This is a genomic window from Nocardia sp. NPDC001965 (assembly GCF_053594175.1).
Map to the genome: position 1 here is coordinate 162,441 of NZ_JBSFDZ010000008.1, position 18,589 is coordinate 181,029.

The window sequence follows — 18,589 nt, forward strand, 5'->3', positions numbered from 1 at the left end:
GCACGTGTTACAAATTTTGTCTAGTGTCTTATCTAAAGCTTTTCGATTATGTTGATCGTTGGTACGGTGCGAACCGTGACAGCGAGCGGTACGAGGACGGCGAACGGCACCGACGCGCGGTCGGCCATCCTGGTCGCGGCGGAATCGTGCTTCGCCCGTTACGGCATCACCAAGACGACCATGGAAGATGTGGCACGTGCGGCGTCGGTCTCCCGGGCCACCGTGTACCGCTACTTCACCGACCGGGATTCACTGGTCGCCGAATCCGTGACCCGCCGGGCCCGGGCGAACATGGGTCCGGCCCGCGCCGGTATCGCGCGCTGGCCGGGCATCGAGGACAAGCTGGTCGAAGGAATCTGCGAGGACATCCGCAAGGGCATGCTCGACCCGATGATGCACCGCCTGGTCTCGCCGGAGGAGATGATCCTGTCCACCCAGCTGCTCACCGAATCCGGACGCGCGGTCGAGCTCACCTACGAACTCTGGGAACCGGTGCTCACCGCCGCGCAGCGCAGCGGCGAGATCCGGCCGGAGCTGGATCTGCGGCTGGTCTGCGAATGGATCTCCGAGATAGAGATCATGTACATCAGCCGCGGCGCCGAGGAAGCGAGCTCACTGGACCGGATGCGCGAGAAGATCCGCACTTTCGTGGTACCGGCTCTGGTCCCGCGCGGTGTGTGAGCGTGCCCGACCGGTTACGAGCCCGCGGGCGGCCGCGGGCTGTTCCCCGGTCCCCGATAGGTCCCGAACAGGGCACTGCCCGGTTCCGAGCGCTCCACGAACAACGCGTTCGACACCCGACCCTCGTAGCGCCGCATCGTCACAGTGCCGGTGGCCGCATGGATATTGCCGGTGACCGCGCCCGGCCCGTGCAGGCGCCCGGCCGCCCCACGCGTCACAGAAACCAGCATCGACCCGCCCCATACATCCCTGCACCGCTTCCATGTCACCGATCTCCCCACACTGCGGAGGCCGGCATTCGATCTTCCGGGCCCCGGCCGGCCCGGGCTTCTCGTCGGCGGCCTCGCACATGCTCCGGCGTGGAGCGCGACCGAACTCGGCGAAAACCCCTCGATTCCGCCGCGGTCGCAGTCGCTGACCGCCGACGAAACGAGGATCGTCGTATAGGTAGAAGGCACACATCGGCAATCGGAGTGCCGTTCCCTAGGTATGACCCGTCGGCACCGGCTGCGCCGGCGATCCGGCCACGATCATCGGCGCCCTGGACCGGGCGGCCCCGGCAACGCGACTGCCGAGGGTTGCGACATCCGCTCCCTCCGGATCGTCGGCAGCGCCGAGCCGGTCGTTGCCGACGGTGCTCTCGCCCGGTCGTTGCCCCCGGACAGTGCCGTCGGCGGCTCCCGGAGGAGAGTCAGTCTTCGGCGACCACGATCACGCTGTCCATGGCGGACAGCGTGATCGTGGTGTCCTTGGACGGATTGAGAGTGACACCGTAGGCCGGTGGACGGCCGGCGTAGCGATGGAGCCGGTAGCCGATCGCCGCCTCCCCACGCAACCGCGCCGCATGGACGACGGTGGCGAAATTGACCTCTACGCCGGGGGTGACGTAGTCGGCGGCGGGCTTGAGGTAGATCTCCGAACCGCTGGGATCGAACAGATCGGTGAACACCGCATGCAGATGGCGGTTCTCCGCGAGCTGAGTGAGCAGCAGGCTGATCAATTTACTGCTGACAATGAAGTCGTCGGCTCTGGTGACCTGCGCGATCTCCCGGTTCGCATCGTCGTTCATCTCGGTGACGATCGAATACGGATCGCCGAGCCGGACTTCGATGTCGCGCAGATGCAAGAGGGTCACCAGGGTCCGGTCGTCGGCGCGATCCTCCTCCAGCAGATCGTCGGTGAGCACGATGACGTGCTGGTAACTGCCCGGGTTCAGCGCTTCCAGCGAGCGCCGGCTGGTCGGCCGGCAGGCCCGATAGCCGACAATCAGATTGGCTCGCGGACTGTCGGTGACATCAGCGGGCGGGGGCTGCGGGGCAGCGATGTCTAGCACCGAGCCGGGGGCGACGTACTCGTCCAGCAGCCCGAGAATACGAGGGCCGCGTGAGTTCCACCCGATCAGCAGGGTCCGGTCGGGTGCGGGGCCGGGGGCGTCGTCGGGAAGCTGAACCACGGCCTCGGTGACCACGGGCACCGGCTCGGCCGCCAATTCCACCAGCAGGTCGTCTTCGGCGAGCACGATGATCTGGTCGTCCGCGGCGATCACAGTGTCCATGGGCGGGTTCACCGCCACCGTCCCGTCGCTGCGGCGCAGTCCCACCGGACAACTCGTGTCGTAGGCGCTGAGTGCGTCACCGAAGGTCTGTCCGGCCAGGGTGGGCTCGGCCCGCAGGTAGAGGCCGTTGCCGGCGAAGTCCAGCAGGTCTGTGCACACCGTGGACAGGCCCGACTGGCGATGCGACTGGACCACGATCCGGACCGTGATGTCCTCGGCATCGATGACCAGGGTGTCTGCGTCGGTGGCCAGCCGGGCCGCGGCCACGTCCTCGGACTGCCGGACGGCGGTGACGATATGGGGTCGCCGGGCCGGCCACGATCGGTTGTTCAGCAGCAGCAGAGCTTTGATCACGTCGATATCGGCGTCGTCGCCCGGCCGCGGCAGCACGATGATCGATTTGGCCGTGTCCGGACTGACCAGCTCCAGGTCGCTGCGCTTGAGCGGGCTGCCCGACCGGCAGGTCACCCGGGTGCGGCCGGTGGCCCCGACCCGGGCGCGGATCTGATCCTCCATATCGACCTTGTCCCGATCGGCCAGGACCACCACGCTCGAGCGGCGAGTTCTCTCGTTTGCCGTGGCCAGTTCGGACACCACGGTGAACACCTGATCCGACCAGCCCAGCACGACCGTATGTCCGGCCTCGATCAACGGGGCGCGGCCCTTGCGCAGTTGCGCTATCCGATGTTCCATCCCGGTCACGAGCACACCGATCAACGAACTGACGATGAAGATCCCGCCGAGCGTCACCACCAGCATCAACACCAGGAACGGCACACTGAACACGGTCGCGTCGTCGCTGCCCATGGTCCCGGGATCGAGCGTGCGCAGCAGACTCATCCACGCCACACCCACCCAGCCGCCTTTGACGCCCGCGACGTCGGCCGGTGCCAGCAGCGCGGCCAGCGCCGTGGTCACCCCGATCAGCACCGCCGATGCCAGACCGAGCCAGCCGATCAACGCCGGCGTCCCGCGATCCATCGTCCGGTCGAACCAGAATCGCAGCCGATCCCGCACTCTGATCCTGGCCACACTCACCCCTACTCACACCCACACCCACCGCAACTCTTCGAGGACGAAGGTAGCCGCCCGCCGCGAATCACGCACTACCGAAGCAACATCCACGCCGAGACCCGGCACGAATTCCGAGAGGTGTTCGCCGGACCTTCACGGTCGGGCCCGACCGCTCGCGTCGACGCGGTCGGCCGAATCGCCGTATATGGGCGGTGCTGGATCCGCCGGCATTCTCGTCATCTCGGGCGGCGAGTACCCGCAGGGTATGCACCCATGACGCTTACTCCAGCGACGGCCGCAGTCGTCCTCGAGCCGTGAACTTTCACCGGCGCCGAGATATCGGCCGGGGCGGCCTTCCATGCGTGTTCGTGATCAGCAGAGCACCGGCGGGAACCGAGCTCCGGCGAGGCTCCCGACCGAGCGCGAGGGCCCGTACAGAGTCCGGGTCCGCGGCAGTGAACCGCCCGGCGACTCACAGTCCGGGGAGCAGTGGCGACCTGCCGGTCACCGGGACGCGGGTGGGATGCTCTGCTCGTACCGGAAGACGTTGCGGGGATCGTATTCCGCCTTGATCCGCCGCAGCTGTTCGAAGCGCTGCCTCCCCCAGTAGGCGATTTCCCACTCCTGCATTCCGACGTTGGGTACGTTGACGTAGGCGCCGTCCACATACGGCCGCAGCGCCTGGCTGAACTCAGCGGTCCAGGCCTGGGCCTGCGCGGTCAGCGGGTCGTCGACACCCGGTCGAGTCGAACGAGTCCCCCAGCCCGCGCCGATCTCGCCGTAGAACAGCGCATCACGATGCGCGAACGCCGTGCCGCCGGGTGGCTCCGTCCGGATCGCGCCGCCGAAGGCATCGACGAAGTAGTTGCTCTGCTCTGTCGGGGCGTTTCGCATGAAGTCGCCGATGATGTCGATCGCTTTCTTCGGGAACGGTTGTTCGACGAACTGCGAGAAGAACTTCCAGTTCGCGGGCTCCTGCGGAAGCGGGGTCTGGGCTGCCGCGAAGATATCGCCCCAGTTGCCGACCTGCCCTGTGACATCTGGCTTACCGACCGACAGGATCGGAGCCAGCATCTCTTCGGCCTGTGCTGTCGTCCCCTCCACGAGCCACGCCGACAGCAGGATCTGGGACTTGTGGATCTCGAGCTCGGAGCCCAGGCGGCTGTCGGCGGACGGTATCGTGCGCTGCCAGGCCTCGAAGATCTCGTACAGGTCCCCTGTTCCATCCCAGGTCGCCTGCACAGCGGCGAGGCGCGCGAGCGGATGCACCTGGTAGGTGAGTTGTGTGACGATGCCGAAGTTACCGTTGCCCGCCCCGCGCAGCGCCCAGAGCAGGTCCGAGTGGTGCTGCGCGTCCACGTTGATCACCTCGGCGCAGTCGTGACCCGACGGGACGACGACTTCGGCGGCCACCAGGCTGTCGCAGGCCATACCGAGCCAGCGGTTGAGGGGCCCGAGGCCGCCGCCGAGCGTCGCACCGCACACGCTCACGCTGCCCTCGCTTCCGGTTGTGACCGCGAGATTCTGCTTCGCGAGCGCCGTCACCGCTTCGAGCTGGGTGAGTCCGGCACCGATCGTCGCGGTATGAACACCGGGGTCGATCCGGACCGACTTCAACCGGCTGACATCGATCACGATGCCGTTGTCGATGTTCGACCAGCCTTCGAGGGCGTGCCGGCCGCTGCGTACTCGCAGCGCGACGTCGTGCTGCCGGGCCCAGGTGAGAGCGTTCACCACGTCCCGGGTTTCCTGCGCGAAGACGATGACCAGCGGGTAGTGGGAAAAGAGCTGGTCCCAGCCGAGTCGCTCCTGCGGGTACGACGCGTCGCCGGGGCGGACGATATGGCCGGTCAGCGTCGCGGGCGGGCATTCCGGGCTTCGGCTCGGGGCGCCCACGGCCACCTCTTCCGAGACGCTCGTATCCGCGCCCTCCGGCTTATCTGCGGCCGTGAGACCCGATACGACGATCGCACCGACGCCGGTGGCGGCCGACGTTCTGAGCAGGTCACGGCGCGAGATTTCGCTCAAGTCCAGATCCTCTCGGTCGGGCTGCGCGGTGCCCGGCCGCCGAAGGAGCTCCTACCCGTCGGCCGCCGGGCAGTTCCGATGGGTCGACCCCCGCACCGTAACGGGATGACGGGGCAGTGTGTCCCGACACGCCAATCGAGGACGACGGCGACAGTCGGATCGAGCCGCTGTCCGGGCAAGGCGAGGCTGGATCGACCACGCGCCGCTGCGGTGATCCCCCGAACCGCTCTCGACGAGCACGGGACCGTCCGCGATGTGCATCTCGGCGTCCCCGCGCCGAACAGCTGCTCCGCCACCCTCGACACCGGCGGCCCGGCCCCGGCCGAATTGCACTGGACGCTCGCGCGGGTGCCCGCGTCCAGCGCCGTCGACGAAACGCGCCGGGTGGGCGAGGTCGCGGTGGAGGTGCCGGCCCCGATGGGCGAGACGCCGCCCGGTTCGAGCGGGCAGTGCTGGGTGACCGCCCAGTTCCCGTCCACGGTGCAGGTACTCCTCTCCCTGCGGGCGGATCCGGCGACCGATACCTGCGCGCTCGGCAATGCGCTGATCGACGTAGCCATCGCCCAGCTGCCCACCGGCCCCGCCTACGGAACGTCGCCGGATTCGGTGCGCACTGTGCTCACCGGCGCCGATCCCTGCGAGATCCTGCCGCGGATCGGCGCCGCACCGCTGCTGCCGGCCGAGGACAACCAGCTGGTGCAGAACTGCAAATTCGGCGCGGACACCATGATCGAGTACACCTATCAGGCCGTAGCCGATATCGATCATCAGGAAACGCGCACCTTCGACGGGCGGCAGGTGTTCGTCACCCACCTGCCGGAGATCGGTCATACGAGCTACGCCTTCGCCGCCGGACCCGCCGTCACCGGCGATATCTTCCCGGTCGTCACGGTCCTCGGCCGGAATCAGCCCGAGGTCGAAAGCGCCCGCGACGCTCTGCTGACCCGATTTCCCGCAGCCTGAACACGGGCAACGTCGGCTCACCGGTGTGTGAAGGCGAGCCCACCCGCGACGGCGAGCATCGTGGCACCGGTGCCACGATCCAGCAGTCGCCGGGTGCGTGATCTGATGTCGAACGAGTTGAGGGTTCCGCCGACCCCCGTGTACACCGTCGCCGCGACGAACTCGACAGCGAGGTAGGCGACGCCCAGCGCGAGCAGTTGCGCATTCATCGACCCCGCCGCGTGATCCACGAACTGGGGCAGGAGCGCGGCGAACAACAGCAGCGCTTTGGGATTGGTGAGCGCCACCACGAACTCCTGGCGCGTCAGCTGCCATCGGGTTCGGCGCAGCGACCGCGTGCCCGGGTCCCGGCCCCCGTGCGCGTCCGATGGCCCGGCAGCGCGGCTCTGATAGAGCATGTATCCGCCGAGGTAGAGCAGATACGCCACCCCGCACCATTTCACCGCGGTGAAGACGGGCTCGGAAGTGACCAGCAGCTCACCCAGCCCCACCGCGGTCGCGAGGACGAGCAGCAGGAAAGCCGACAGCCGGCCGGCCACAGCCACCAGCGCGTCCATCGTTCCCTGCTGCACCGCGTTGCGCAGCGACAGAAGCTGGTTCGCACCCGGAGTGAAGGCGATCAGCGGAGCCGCCACCAGGAACGGCTGCCAGTGCGGACTCGGCATGCCCCCTGTATACCGTCGACACAGCTTCATCGGATACCCCCCTTTTTTCGGTCACGCAGGACTGACGAAGTGGGCCCTCGAGACGCGCCGCATCGGCCTCTGCTCCCCGGAGCCGCCGCCGGGTGTCCCCGCGAATATCAGATCGGTGCCTCGCCGGAGAAACAATGGGCGTGGGCGCCCGGCCACGGCGAAGTCGGCGCGGCCGCGGAGGTGTCCGGTGATCGCCGCCCTGTCGTCGTGTTCTCACCGGGCCTGGGTTCGCCGCGTGAACTGAGCACCGCGCAAGCCGTAGATCTTGCCGGCCACGGTTTCGTCGTCGTCACCCTGAGCCACACCTGTGAAACCGCGACGGAATTTCCCGGCGAGCGGATCGAACAGAGCGTTCTGCGTCCGGCCACCGACCGGCCGGGCCGAGGCACAGATCACCACCGCATCGACCATCCGGGTGGCCGACACCGGGTTCGTGCTCGACGAGCTCACCGATATCGCCGCGGGGAACAATCCGGACGTCGACCGGCATCCGCTGCCCGCGAACCTCTCCAGCGCACTCGACATGTCGAAGGTCGTGATGTTCGGACATTCCCTGGGCGGCGCGACCGCGGCCCAGGCGATGCACGACGATCCCCGGATCGCGGCGGCTGCCGATCCGGACGGCCGGCTGTGGGGATCGGTTGTCACCGATGGGCTGAACCGTCCGTTCATGCTCATCAGCGGAGACGGCGAGGTCGACAACTCACCGGTGCTGGGACCACCGCTGGGGAGTGGTGACGTTCGCGCCGAAGTAATATTTCGACCCCGGGCCGCTCATCTCGGCGTGGGCCGTCGATACCGAATCACCCCAGGAGTGCATGTGGCAGACGAACGCGGAGTCCGAATCCCCCGCTGGCTCAAACCCGTCAACCGGGCAATGGTCGCGGTCAGCCGGATAGGCGTGTCGCTGCCGATGGCGCTGCTCACCGTGCCGGGTCGGAAATCGGGTAAACCCCGGACGACTCCGGTGACGCCGTTCGAATACGACGGCCTCGAGTATGTGCTCGGTGGTATTCCCGGCGCGGACTGGGTGAAGAACGTACAGGCCGCGGCCACCGCGGAGTTGAAGGTCGGCCGGCTGCAGCGCACCGTGCGGCTGGTGGAGATACCGGCGAGCGAAAGCGAACCGGTGCTGCGGGAGTTTCCGCGCCTGGTGCCCACCGGGGTGCCGGTCATGATCAAATCCGGCGTGGTGACCAGCGACGACCCGGACGAGTTCGCCGCGCTGGCAGGCCGGTGCGTGCTCTTCCGGATCGACGATATCTGACCGCACGCTGCACGGCCGGGAAGTCGGTGACGAAGTTGCGACCACGATGCGTGCGGCGAGCAGCAGCGGCTGAGCCCGGTCAATAGTGGGTCGGCGGCCGGTATCGCCATCTCGACAGCGCTGCCGGGCTGATGCTTTCCGGTAGCGGCGCCACTTGGCGGGCGTTGTTCATCCGCAGCGAGAGCCTGGGCGAATCCGGTCGGCCTCGGTCCTGGATATCGCGCGTCCACATGCCGTAACCGATGTAGTGTTTGCCCGATCCCGCTGCGAATGCCGCCTCCACGAGTTGTTTCTCGCCGACTACGACAAGCTCTCCGGCCGTCGGTCTTCCTGGCTCGGGTAGCAGCGGATACCTCGCCGCCCGACAGCCGTCGCGGGGCCGCCGCCCGAGACGGACCCTGCCCGGCCATGGTGTCCTCGGTTCGTACGCGGCGAAGATGACGGCCACCGGATGGGCCGGCGGCCGTTCGAGCCTCAGCCGCTCGCGCAGGGCCCAGGTGCGCTGCGGGATATAGAGGAAGCTCAGCCATTTCACCCGCTTCCCCCGGCATTCGGCATACCATTCGATGTCCGGGTCGACATCTCGAGCTGTGTAGTCCTCGAGCAGCGCCGCGATCTTCGCGGCAGTGTTGAGAACCGTCGTCAGTCGTTCGGCGACCACCTGGACACCACCGGCGACACTCTCGCGCGCGTCGGCAGGGCCGAACGCCTCCGGAACCACCAGCCGGTAGCGTCGGCGTCCCGACATCGACCGTTCCCGAACCAGCGCTTCGGCGCTGTCGGCTCGAATCACACGGATCCGCTGACTCACGTTGTAGCGGCAGTTGGGATCGTGCGGGTTCGCTCTACCGTCTGCGTGTGGCTGGCGCCGGAAATGCGGCCGGTGGGCTCGCGACCGCTCCTTCGGCGTGGGATACACCGCGTGGACCACTGCGGAACAGTTCGCGCACCGCAACATTCCGGCCGGCCATCGATGCCGGTGAGTCGGTATGTCCTCGGCGCGCACATACTCCGGTGGGTTCGTCGCTATCAGGCGCGCTTCCGGCATCGCCAGCGTCGATCTGTGTTCGTGTGGATCGGCCCCCATCTACCGATGGTGACCCGTCCGAGCCTGGTGGCGCCGGAAAACGCCTCGGTCGTTACCGAAACGCGCTATACACCGATACTTCTCGTGGGTACACACTGCGGGCGCGGACTCGCGCAGCCACCCGGACAGTGGATGCCGGGGCGGATTCGGCTCGCGAACGACGAGCCGAATCCGCGAAGCTCACCAGCCGGAGCCCGAACCACCCGATCCGGTATTGGCAAGGATGGTGCCGATGATCATCTGCAAGATCCCGGCGACAGAGCCCAGATATTCCACGGTATTCCTCCGACTTCTCATCGCCGACTGTCCGGCGTAGCAGGAATCTAGCCCACAAAGGATGTGAAATGTCATTTTTTCACCAAAATGACAGGTAACCAGCTATCTCTTGGAAAACCTCTCACAATGCAAGACCCGCGCCGCAGTCCACTTCGGCGTTCGATATGCTCGAGCCTCCTTCGGGCGGGCGAGTCCAGCCGTGTGACATCTGCGCAGCGCCGGTCGGACGGCCGCTGTCTGTACTGTTCAGCCGCAATGCACCTCGAAGGTCTGCCATATGTCGTCACCGATGAGACCGCCCCAGTCGATGCACTCACCCTTCGCCTCGACTTTCACCGGGCCGGCGAACTCGGTGTAGTCGGCATCATCGATGAGCACATCGCTGTGATCCTTCGACGTCCGCAGTCCGGCGCCCATCCGCACCGGTTTCCCCGGCCGGTCCCGTACGGTGACGACGCAGTTCCGCACACCGTTGTAGGTCAGGTAGACGGTTCCGCCGTCGAGTTCGCGCGAATCGATCACGTCGTAACCCTTACCGCACTGACCGCCGTAGGTTGCCGCGGACGCGGTTGCGGGGTGGAGTACCGCCGCGCCGGTGGCAATTCCGATTGCGCTCGCGCACACTGCGATTGTCCTCTTTGCCTTCATCACGTGAAATCTCCTTCGAACGGCATTCGCTTCAGCGACCGCAATTCTTCGGCTTCGGACCCGACGGGTCTGTACGCGCAACGACATCCACTGTGTGTCCGAGCCGACACAAGACCCGCCGAAACGTATCGATCATCGATATCGGCACCCCGCCGGACGGCGTCCGCCGAAAAGGAAGCTGCGAGAAATCCTCAGCGGCTCGCTCGAAGTATGCGGACCGGGCGCAACGCCCGGGGTGGTTCGCCCTCGAATTCCGCGGATCCACCGAGGTACCCGGCGATGAGGTCGGCGGCGGAGTGGTCCTCGATGTCGGTGAAGCCGAGCGCACGCAACTGAGCGGCGAGGTCGTCCGGAGCGAAGTAACTGAACCAGGGTTCGCCGACCGCTGCCGCGCGATTCGCGCGCGCCTGCAGCTGTGCGCGATCCTCGTCGGTGTCCGCCGACTGTAGATAGTCGAAGATCACCTCGACCGACCCGGGTCGACGCGCAATGTATTCGAGGGTGGTGCGAGCGGCGTCGGGGGTCAGATAGAAGACGACACCGAGCCACACGAATACCGCCGGATCGGTCCGGCTGAACCCGGCGGCCTCCAATCGTGTTGCCAGTGTGTCGGTTTCGAAGTCTACCGGCACGAAGGTCAACCGCTCGGGCCGGTCGATACCGGATGCGGTGAGCCGTTGATGCTTCCACGCTTGGGTAGCGGGATGGTCGACCTCGAAGACACACAGGTCGGGATGCGGGTTGCGATAGGCGAAAGTATCCAGGCCGGCACCGAGGATCACCACCTGTCGCACGCCGGCAGCGGCAGCCGCCGCCACCCGATCCTCGGCGAAACGGGCACGAGCAGCGAAGAACAGGCGACGCGGCCGATCACCGACAGCCAGCCGCAGGATTCCCGTGCCGCCACCGTCACCGGGTCGATCCTGCGCGGGCCGGCCCAACTCGGTGAGCTCATCGGTGGTGACCCCCAGCAGACGGGCCGCCAGTGGATCGGTGAGAATCCTCGGCCGGTCGGCAATGTGATGGTAGGCACGGGCGTAGGCGGCCGCGAGCGCTGTCCGGCTCGGTCCCTCGTTGTCCATATTCACGAACCTACTCACGAAAACGCCAGGAGATCGCGCCGCGCGTTGTAGATCACCGATTCCCCGATCGATTCCGGCGACCGCCCTGCCCAGCTCGCAGTGCCCTACCCGTCGAGGCCGAGTCGGTGGCCGAGCCACGGGAGCTCTTTCTCGAGGCCGGCGGCCCACACAGTGAAGGTGTGCTCACCGGGCACTTCGGAGAGATGAACGTTCATTCCCGCGGCGTGCGCGGCGGCGGCGAGTCGCTCCACGGCACCACGATTATCGGTGTCCTCGACTCCCACCACGAACGCACCGGCCGAGTCGGGGTATCGGTTGCGCGCCAGCAGCTCGGCCGGATCGTTACGGGCGAAGGCCTCCGCGTCGCCGCCGAAGACGTCCCGGATGGTGGTGTTCCGATCGCCGATGGACGGTTCGGCCTGTCCGGACAGGTCCAGGAAGGTGGGATAGACCTCAGGGCGCGTGGTCGCAAGTTGCACAGCGCACGTACCACCGGACGACAAACCGCCGACGGCCCACGCACGCGGATCCGGATCGGTCTGCAAATGGCTGCGCACCCACTCCGGCACATCGACGCTCAGGTACGTCGCCGCATTGCCACGATGCGAATCGACGCAGAGCGGATTACGGAACTGGCCACCGGTGCCGTCGGCGAGCACGACGATCGGGGCCAGCCCCCGATGCCCGGCTGCGTACGCGTCCATGGTCTCGGTCAATCGGCCTCCGACCAGCCAGTCGTCGGGGCCGCCGGGCTGGCCTGCCAAGAGCACGAGGACCGGCAGATCGGGGCGCGGAGACGCGAAGTAGGCCGGCGGCAGATAGATCCGCGCCTCCCGCGCGGGGAACCGGGAGACAACCCCCGGGATGGCGGTCTTCGCCACCGCACCGGAATCCGGAAGATCGGCGGGCGGCGTCCAACCCCCGAGCCCCTCGACCGGTCGCGGCCCGGGTGCCAGGGCGGCATCGAACGGAACGATGCGGAAGTCGTTGATGCCGAGGACCGTACGCACTGTCGGGTATGCGTCGTAGACCGCGTTGATTCCGCCCACAGCGCAGAGCACCACCGCCGTCGCCACGCCGAGCAACCCGGCGGCGACCAGCGGTCGCGACCGTTCCCGGCGACGGACGACACAGCGACCGGCCAGCAGCGCGACGGCGAGAACCGCCACCCCGGCCCATACATAGACGACCACGGGCAGCCGGTCGGGGAACGGCCGCCATACCTTCTCGACGAGCACTGCCGCGATCACTACCGTTGCGACATCCGCCACCGCCACTGTGGTGAGGCCGACGCGCAGCCAGCGACGCTGCAGACGGGTGGCCAGCGTCGCCAGGCCCACCGCCGTGACGACGGTGAACACAAAGACCGCACCTGTCGTCGTCACCGGTAGGTCGAGCACCGCTCCGAGGAACCCGGTCCACGACATGACGTCCAGTATGGCGCGCGCCGCATCCGCGGCGTTCGGCCGATGTACCGGCCGGCGACCTTCCGAAATAAGATGCGACGAGCTTCTGACCTGCGGGTAATGTCGAACCCGAAGCTACAGAGGGCGACCGCGGCCCTCAGGTCGAAGGACTCCACAACGGAGGGCCGCCGATGGGTGACATAGCTGATACCGTCCGTACACCGCACCGTGGCACAGCTTTCCTGTGGCACTACGTCCGCAGCGCGCCGTGGACCTTTTCCTGGCTGACGCTGCTGTTGATGACCACGGTCGTGCAACATCTGCTGCCGTCCGCCGACCTCCGACACCTACTCGGCGAACGGTCGACCAATCTCCGGCACCTCGAGTCCGACCCGATACATGTCCTCGTGACCAGTCTGTTGTGGATCGACGGCGCGTTCTGGCTGCCCTACCTGCTGCTCTTCTGTATTTTCCATGCCCCGGCCGAGCGGTGGCTGGGTTCGTTGCGCTGGGCGGCCGCCGGTCTTTCCGCGCATATCGGGGCCACCTATCTCAGCCAGGGAGTGCTCGCCCTGGCCATTCGTCACGGTTACGCCGATTCCGGCATGATCGATGTACGCGATATCGGCGTCAGCTATTTCCTCGCCGGCATCGTCGGGATTCTCACCTATCATGTGGCCCGCCCGTGGCGGTGGCTGTACCTCGGGGCGAGCCTCGTGTGGTTCGCTGTTCCGTTGGCGACCGACCCCACTTTCACCGCTCTCGGGCACTTCTCGGCGCTGTCGATCGGGCTGGCCGCCTACCCGCTCACTCGGGCACGAACCGCGCCGCAGTGGAACCCCGCTGTCGAGTGGCAGCGGCGCCGGGCCCGGGCCCGCTGACCCGACCGGAAACCGGCGGCCGGGGAGTCCGCTATTCGTGCGGTTTGGCCAGCGGGAACGCCAGCGATTCCCGGATGCTGCCACCGGTGATGAGCATGACGACGCGATCGACACCCAGGCCCAGTCCACCCGTCGGTGGCATGGCGTGCTCGAGGGCCTGGAGAAAGTCCTCGTCCACCTCCATGGCCTCCTCGTTACCGGCGGCAGCCAGCAGCGACTGCGCGGTGAGCCGACGGCGCTGGTCGATCGGATCGGTCAGTTCGCTGTAGGCCGTACCGAGTTCGACGCCCCATGCCACCAGGTCCCATTTCGCCGCGACACCGGCGATGGTCGGATGCGGCCGGGTCAGCGGCGACGTCGAGAGCGGGAAATTCGTATAGAACGTGGGAAACCCGGTATGCCCTTCGACCAGGTGCTCGTACATCTTCTGCGCCAGGGCGCCGGCGTCCCAGTTCGGTTGGTGCGGGACCCCCCGCTCGTCGCACAACTGCCGCAGCACCGACGCCGGAGTCTGCGGCGTCAGGTGGTATCCGATCACCTCGCCGACCGCGTCGTGCATCGTCGTCACCGGCCACGGCCCAGAAATATCGATATCGACCGGCGTGCCGTCCGGACCGGGGCGTCGGACGACAGGCCTGCCGTGCGCGGCGATCGCGGCCGCACGAACGAGATCCTGGCACAGTTCCATCATTTTCTCGTAGTCGCCGTAGGCCGCATAGGCCTCGAGGATCGTGAACTCAGGATTGTGGGTGGAGTCGGCGCCTTCGTTCCGGAATGCTCGGCCGAGTTCGAAAACCTTGGGGATACCGGCGACGCACAGACGCTTGAGATATAGCTCCGGTGCGATCCGCAGATACAGATCGAGGTTGTAGGCATTGATGTGGGTATGGAAGGGCGCCGCGTTCGCACCACCGTGCACTTGCTGGAGGATCGGGGTCTCGACTTCGAGATAGCCGCGGGCGCCGAGCGTATCGCGTATCGACCCGATGACGGCGCTGCGCTGCCGCAACAGTATGCGGGCGCTTTCGTTGACAACCAGGTCGACACAGCGCTGCCGGATCCGGGACTCCGGATCCACCAGACCGCGCCATTTGTCCGGGAGGGGGTGCAGGCATTTCCCGTCCAGTCGCCAGTCGGTGGCGAGGACGGAATCCGTTCCGTTCCGGCTGGTTCCGACAGTTCCGCGGATACCCACCAGATCGCCGAGATCGAAGTCGGCGAATTCACGCGCCCGGCGTCGACTCACCCGGCCGGCATCGACCAGCACCTGGATATCGCCGGACCAGTCCCGCAGCACCGCGAACACCACACCGCCGAAATCGCGCAGCCGCAGAATCCGGCCGGCGATGCTCACCGTGGCACCCAGCTCCGCCTCTGCCGCGTCGCCGATCGTATGGGTCGGCGCCACGGCGACCGGATACGGGTCGATACCGGCACGGGTGAGTGCGGCGAGTTCGTCCATCCGGACCCGGACCTGTTCGGGCCTGCGGCGAGGATGCGAGGCCGGCGCGGGTTCGACGGTCCGCGGCGGGCTACCGTCGGCGTGCAGTACACCGGATTCCAGCACTGCGGCGGGCACCGCGATCCGGGTGCCGGTGTACTCACGCGCGGCGTCTCCACGATCGTTGCGCCACGGCATCGTGACGAAACCCTCCGCGAGTGCTGCCGCCCAGCCGACACGCGGAAGGGAGCGCTTGTCCTGGAAGCAGAGGAACCGGGGCACCCATTGCGGCTGATATTTCGCGTTGGCACGGTACAGGGTCTCCAGTTGCCACCATCGGGACGAGAAAACCAGCAGCGATCGCCACAGCCGCAGGACCGGCCCGGCACCGATCCGCGCACCTTCCTCGAACACCGAGCGCATCACCGCGAAATTCAGCGACAGCCGCCGCAGGCCGAAACCGTCGGCGGCCGCCGCCAGGTCGGTGACCATCAGCTCCACGCAGCCGTTCGGTGCGTTCGGGCCGCGGCGCATCAGATCCAGTGACGCGCCGGAGGTACCCCACGGTACGAACGACAGCAGTCCGACACACTCACCTTCGGCGGTCAGCGCCTCGACGAGCAGGCAATCCCCGTCGAGGCGGTCGCCGAGCCGGCCCAGCGCCATCGAGAAGCCTCGTTCGGTTCCGGTGTCCCGCCACAGGTCGGCCAGCCGGATGATCTCGTTCATCTCACCGGGTGGGATGTCACGGTGCCGGCGCACCCGCGACCGGAGGCCGTGTCCGCGGGCCCGGGTGACGGCCTGTCGCACCGCCCGCATCTCCTGGCCGCCGAGCGTGCGCAGCGCGCGGGTCGACACGATGGCCTCGTCCCCCAGGTGCAGTACCGCCGCCCCAGCCTCCGCGTGTGCGTGCGCGGCCGCCTCGCTCGCCCCCATCACCGCGGGTTCCCATCCGTATCGCTCGCATAATCGACGCCATTCGGCGATCGCCTGTGGCCAATGGGCAGCGGAACCGAGCGGATCGCCACCCGCCAGGCATACACCGGCCTCGACCCGGTAGGTGATCGCAGCGGTCACGTCGGGCGCGAACACCACCGACTTGTCGCGACGGGTGGCGAAGTAGTCCAGCGAGTCGGGGTCGGCGGCGGTGGCGAGCAGACCACGGAGGGCGGATTCATCGGGGCCGGCCATCGCATTGTCGGCGCGCTGGGACCGGAACAGTACGAAGGCGGCGGCCAGCACCGCGACCACGCCGAATAGCCCGAGCAGGGTGTTGAGCCCCGGTCCGGGACGGCCGTCGAACACCTCGGACTCTCGGCTGATCGCCGCGGCCAGCGCGGTGACCCGCGCGAACGACCAGAGGAAACGTTGCCCAGGAGCGAGTGTCCCGGGAAAGAGCTCGACCAGGCCCCAGCCGAGCATCGTCCCGACCGACAGCAGGCCCACGAGCACCAGCAGCGCGCGCCACCCGGCGCCGCGCCGGACCCGGGTACCGAACTCCCGGTGCGCGGCGATCAGGACGGCGAGTACCACGAGGTGAACAACGAGAGCTGCCCCAGCGTGCACATTGTGGTCCACGATCACCTCGACGAGGTCGAGCGCGGTGAACGCGACCAGGTACACCGTCAGCAGCCACCAGGCGACGCGTTTCCGGCGGGCCAGCGCAGCGGCCAGTAGGCCGAGCACCAGCGCCCAGGTGACGCTCGTATCCGGTGCGCCGAAGTAGTAGTGGTCGATGTACGCGCGGGGGACATGCAGCAACCGGCGCACTGTCGAGGACAGGCTCCACAGCGCGACAGTGGTGGCGAAAACACCGACGATGACCGCGGCGAAATGCGGAACCTCGGCGCGGTGGGCAGTCCACCCGCGTCCGAGGTGCGAGCGCGCCGCTTCCGCTTTCGTAGCCATGGCGATGATCCCTCTCTCACGTCGCCCGCCGACACCGGCCTCGTCGCTGCACCGACCGAAATCTCCGCTATCCCGCGCCCGGCCCGGGCATACGCGAAGGCGTTCGGGACGATTCAGGGAGCCGTGGCGGCGGGCACGGGCCTCCGGTAGACACCCGGGTAGGCCGACCTCGGCCGACCGGGGTCACATCGGCCGGGCAGCCGGGTCATCGCGACGGCCGCAGGATCGCCGTCGTGACGAAAAGGCCCGCGATCAGCACAGCGACCGCCGTGATCACCCGAGCCACCGAATGCGAGATATCCGCGACAGCGGCGCCGAGCACGAGACAGGTGAGCAGGGCCAGCATGACGGTAACCCGATCTGTGCCGATGCCCCGGCCACTGCGATCGGTCAGCGCCGGCCGACTTCGCCGGTTCGTCCGTGTGCCGTCGGCGGCGCGGCGCAGCCGACGTTCCTTGTGCGGTTCGTCCCTCGCAGACCTGATGTGTCGGGCCATGCCTGACCTTCCGGATTGTGCCGTCTCCACCTGGATGGATACATCCGGCCGACGCGCGCCGACCACGCAGTTGCCGGTTACCGACGCCCGGCAACTGTCGCCCTCTCGTGAAAACTGTAGCCCTACCCGGGCACGTTGCACACCGATTCCACCGAGCCTCACCGATCGATTTGCCGGTCGGATGCGGGGTGCTGAGATCGGCATCCGGTGGCGGGCTTCTCCCGGTCGCGCGCTGCACGCCGCCGAGCGCGATCGTGCCCACCGAAGCCGGATAGTCGATCGATGATCGACGGGCACGACAAGCGGGGTACCTGCCGAAGCGAACGCGCCGACGGCACGGGTCCGCGGCGGCATCGAAGCGATGCGGCCCGGGAGACTCCACTGGGCGGAATCCGACACCCACCGCTGTCCCGGTCGACTCGAGCTGATCGACACACTCTTGTGCGCCGACCAGCCGCCGGTCCCGGCCGTTGGTTCAAATCGATTGCGTCGCAAGCATGTCCATGCACAGTTCCCCCACGAATGGGAGGACCAGCTGCCTTGACTAGTGGTCCAGAACACACCAAACTCTCATTACTCCAGCACTTCTGGAGACCTGTCGGCCGACATGGTGAGTTCTGAGCGAATCGAGGATTCCGGCTATGACGACGAGTATCGCGGCCGTATCGGCTGAAACAAAGGTACCCGCTGCGGATTTCGACACGACACATCTCAAGGAGAACCTTCGCTGGGGCCATTTGTTCTGGCCGGGCTCCACGGCGCTGACCGAGGAGCAGATAGACGACCGAGTAGCCCGCTACCAGCGGTCGCTCGAGCGCTTCCGGGCCGGCGGAATGCAGGGCAACTACCTGCCCGACGATCTGGAAGTGGACTCGGCGTGGCATGCGCACCAGTGCGATCCGGTCGGTTACGCGGAGTTCTGTAACCGCTATTTCGGTGGCATTCTCGCCCACACGGTAACGCTGTGTGTCTGCAAGTTGGTCGATCTCGACAAGAAGTGATCCACGCACCGTGGTAGCCGACTCGGCAGGGCCCGGCTTCCCGGCGGTTCATCCCCGTGGGTAAACGCAAGAATTGATCCCGCCGGTGTGGTTCCACTGCAGGGGGCTACACCGGCGGCAACTATCCGACCGTACCGATGTCCGCGTGCGGCCGGGCAAC

The 18,589-nt window shown here is 67.2% G+C and carries 15 protein-coding genes and 1 pseudogene; 6 read left to right on the forward strand and 10 right to left on the reverse strand.

The window, feature by feature from the left end:
- The first annotated feature begins 75 nt into the window (after positions 1–75).
- Complete coding sequence (locus ACWCPQ_RS15095) at positions 76–681, forward strand: TetR/AcrR family transcriptional regulator (protein ID WP_449898818.1); 606 nt, start codon at positions 76–78, stop codon at positions 679–681.
- Between the two features lie 14 nt (positions 682–695).
- Here the strand turns inward: ACWCPQ_RS15095 and ACWCPQ_RS15100 are convergent, their stop codons facing one another.
- From ACWCPQ_RS15100 to ACWCPQ_RS15110, 3 genes are all read right to left on the reverse strand, one after another.
- Complete coding sequence (locus ACWCPQ_RS15100) at positions 696–899, reverse strand: hypothetical protein (protein WP_449898820.1); 204 nt, start codon at positions 897–899, stop codon at positions 696–698.
- A gap of 473 nt (positions 900–1,372) precedes the next feature.
- A complete protein-coding gene (locus ACWCPQ_RS15105) occupies positions 1,373–3,268 on the reverse strand; it encodes a CASTOR/POLLUX-related putative ion channel (RefSeq protein WP_449898822.1) in 1,896 nt (631 codons plus the stop codon).
- Between the two features lie 486 nt (positions 3,269–3,754).
- Positions 3,755–5,278, reverse strand: coding sequence for an FAD-binding oxidoreductase (locus ACWCPQ_RS15110; protein ID WP_449898825.1), 1,524 nt, complete (start codon positions 5,276–5,278; stop codon positions 3,755–3,757).
- Between the two features lie 210 nt (positions 5,279–5,488).
- Here ACWCPQ_RS15110 and ACWCPQ_RS15115 point away from each other — a divergent pair, with 210 nt between their 5' ends.
- The gene (locus tag ACWCPQ_RS15115; RefSeq protein WP_449898827.1) at positions 5,489–6,241 is read left to right on the forward strand and encodes a hypothetical protein; all 753 of its coding nucleotides are present in this window, start codon (positions 5,489–5,491) and stop codon (positions 6,239–6,241) included.
- Positions 6,242–6,258: 17 nt separating this feature from the next.
- Here ACWCPQ_RS15115 and ACWCPQ_RS15120 read toward each other — a convergent pair whose 3' ends face one another.
- Entirely contained in the window at positions 6,259–6,906 is a 648-nt protein-coding gene (locus ACWCPQ_RS15120; RefSeq protein WP_449898829.1) for a LysE family translocator, read from the reverse strand.
- 237 nt (positions 6,907–7,143) lie between these two features.
- Between ACWCPQ_RS15120 and ACWCPQ_RS15125 the strand changes: the two are divergent.
- Both ACWCPQ_RS15125 and ACWCPQ_RS15130 read left to right on the forward strand, forming a co-directional pair.
- Positions 7,144–7,194 (forward strand): annotated as a pseudogene (locus tag ACWCPQ_RS15125) (hypothetical protein); the annotation flags it as partial.
- Between the two features lie 157 nt (positions 7,195–7,351).
- Positions 7,352–8,203 carry a nitroreductase family deazaflavin-dependent oxidoreductase gene (locus ACWCPQ_RS15130; RefSeq protein WP_449898832.1) on the forward strand — a complete coding sequence of 284 codons (852 nt, stop codon included), beginning with the start codon at positions 7,352–7,354 and terminating at the stop codon, positions 8,201–8,203.
- Positions 8,204–8,282: 79 nt separating this feature from the next.
- On the opposite strand, the gene ACWCPQ_RS15135 is transcribed toward ACWCPQ_RS15130, so the two are convergent.
- The 4 genes from ACWCPQ_RS15135 to ACWCPQ_RS15150 all read right to left on the reverse strand — a co-directional run bounded on the left by ACWCPQ_RS15135 (position 8,283) and on the right by ACWCPQ_RS15150 (position 12,723).
- Positions 8,283–8,951, reverse strand: a complete 669-nt coding sequence (locus tag ACWCPQ_RS15135) for a hypothetical protein (RefSeq protein WP_449898834.1) — start codon at positions 8,949–8,951, stop codon at positions 8,283–8,285.
- An 861-nt stretch (positions 8,952–9,812) separates the two neighbouring features.
- Positions 9,813–10,190: a hypothetical protein gene (locus ACWCPQ_RS15140; protein WP_449898836.1), complete on the reverse strand. Its 378-nt coding sequence runs from the start codon at positions 10,188–10,190 to the stop codon at positions 9,813–9,815.
- A gap of 215 nt (positions 10,191–10,405) precedes the next feature.
- Positions 10,406–11,296, reverse strand: coding sequence for a class I SAM-dependent methyltransferase (locus ACWCPQ_RS15145; RefSeq protein ID WP_449898838.1), 891 nt, complete (start codon positions 11,294–11,296; stop codon positions 10,406–10,408).
- Between the two features lie 104 nt (positions 11,297–11,400).
- Positions 11,401–12,723, reverse strand: a complete 1,323-nt coding sequence (locus ACWCPQ_RS15150; protein ID WP_449898839.1) for an alpha/beta hydrolase — start codon at positions 12,721–12,723, stop codon at positions 11,401–11,403.
- A gap of 170 nt (positions 12,724–12,893) precedes the next feature.
- Between ACWCPQ_RS15150 and ACWCPQ_RS15155 the strand changes: the two genes are divergently transcribed.
- Complete coding sequence (locus tag ACWCPQ_RS15155; protein WP_449898841.1) at positions 12,894–13,583, forward strand: rhomboid-like protein; 690 nt, start codon at positions 12,894–12,896, stop codon at positions 13,581–13,583.
- A gap of 31 nt (positions 13,584–13,614) precedes the next feature.
- Here ACWCPQ_RS15155 and lysX read toward each other — a convergent pair whose 3' ends face one another.
- Together lysX and ACWCPQ_RS15165 are read right to left on the reverse strand one after the other, a co-directional pair.
- Positions 13,615–16,932, reverse strand: a complete 3,318-nt coding sequence (gene lysX, locus ACWCPQ_RS15160) for a bifunctional lysylphosphatidylglycerol synthetase/lysine--tRNA ligase LysX (RefSeq protein ID WP_449898844.1) — start codon at positions 16,930–16,932, stop codon at positions 13,615–13,617.
- A gap of 205 nt (positions 16,933–17,137) precedes the next feature.
- Complete coding sequence (locus tag ACWCPQ_RS15165) at positions 17,138–17,428, reverse strand: hypothetical protein (RefSeq protein ID WP_449898846.1); 291 nt, start codon at positions 17,426–17,428, stop codon at positions 17,138–17,140.
- 641 nt (positions 17,429–18,069) lie between these two features.
- On the opposite strand from ACWCPQ_RS15165, the gene ACWCPQ_RS15170 reads away from it, so the two are divergent.
- Positions 18,070–18,429 (forward strand): hypothetical protein, encoded by a 360-nt coding sequence (locus ACWCPQ_RS15170; protein WP_449898848.1) that lies wholly within the window; start codon positions 18,070–18,072, stop codon positions 18,427–18,429.
- Positions 18,430–18,589 lie beyond the last annotated feature (160 nt).

What these genes read in the sequence shown, in the direction of transcription:
- ACWCPQ_RS15120 (WP_449898829.1), bottom strand. Translation starts at nt 6,906, where the DNA reads ATGCCGAGTCCGCACTGGCAGCCGTTCCTGGTGGCGGCTCCGCTGATC.
- ACWCPQ_RS15135 (WP_449898834.1), bottom strand. Translation starts at nt 8,951, where the DNA reads ATGTCGGGACGCCGACGCTACCGGCTGGTGGTTCCGGAGGCGTTCGGC.
- ACWCPQ_RS15145 (WP_449898838.1), bottom strand. Translation starts at nt 11,296, where the DNA reads ATGGACAACGAGGGACCGAGCCGGACAGCGCTCGCGGCCGCCTACGCC.
- ACWCPQ_RS15150 (WP_449898839.1), bottom strand. Translation starts at nt 12,723, where the DNA reads ATGTCGTGGACCGGGTTCCTCGGAGCGGTGCTCGACCTACCGGTGACG.
- ACWCPQ_RS15155 (WP_449898841.1), top strand. Translation starts at nt 12,894, where the DNA reads ATGGGTGACATAGCTGATACCGTCCGTACACCGCACCGTGGCACAGCT.
- lysX (WP_449898844.1), bottom strand. Translation starts at nt 16,932, where the DNA reads ATGGCTACGAAAGCGGAAGCGGCGCGCTCGCACCTCGGACGCGGGTGG.
- ACWCPQ_RS15165 (WP_449898846.1), bottom strand. Translation starts at nt 17,428, where the DNA reads ATGGCCCGACACATCAGGTCTGCGAGGGACGAACCGCACAAGGAACGT.
- ACWCPQ_RS15170 (WP_449898848.1), top strand. Translation starts at nt 18,070, where the DNA reads ATGACGACGAGTATCGCGGCCGTATCGGCTGAAACAAAGGTACCCGCT.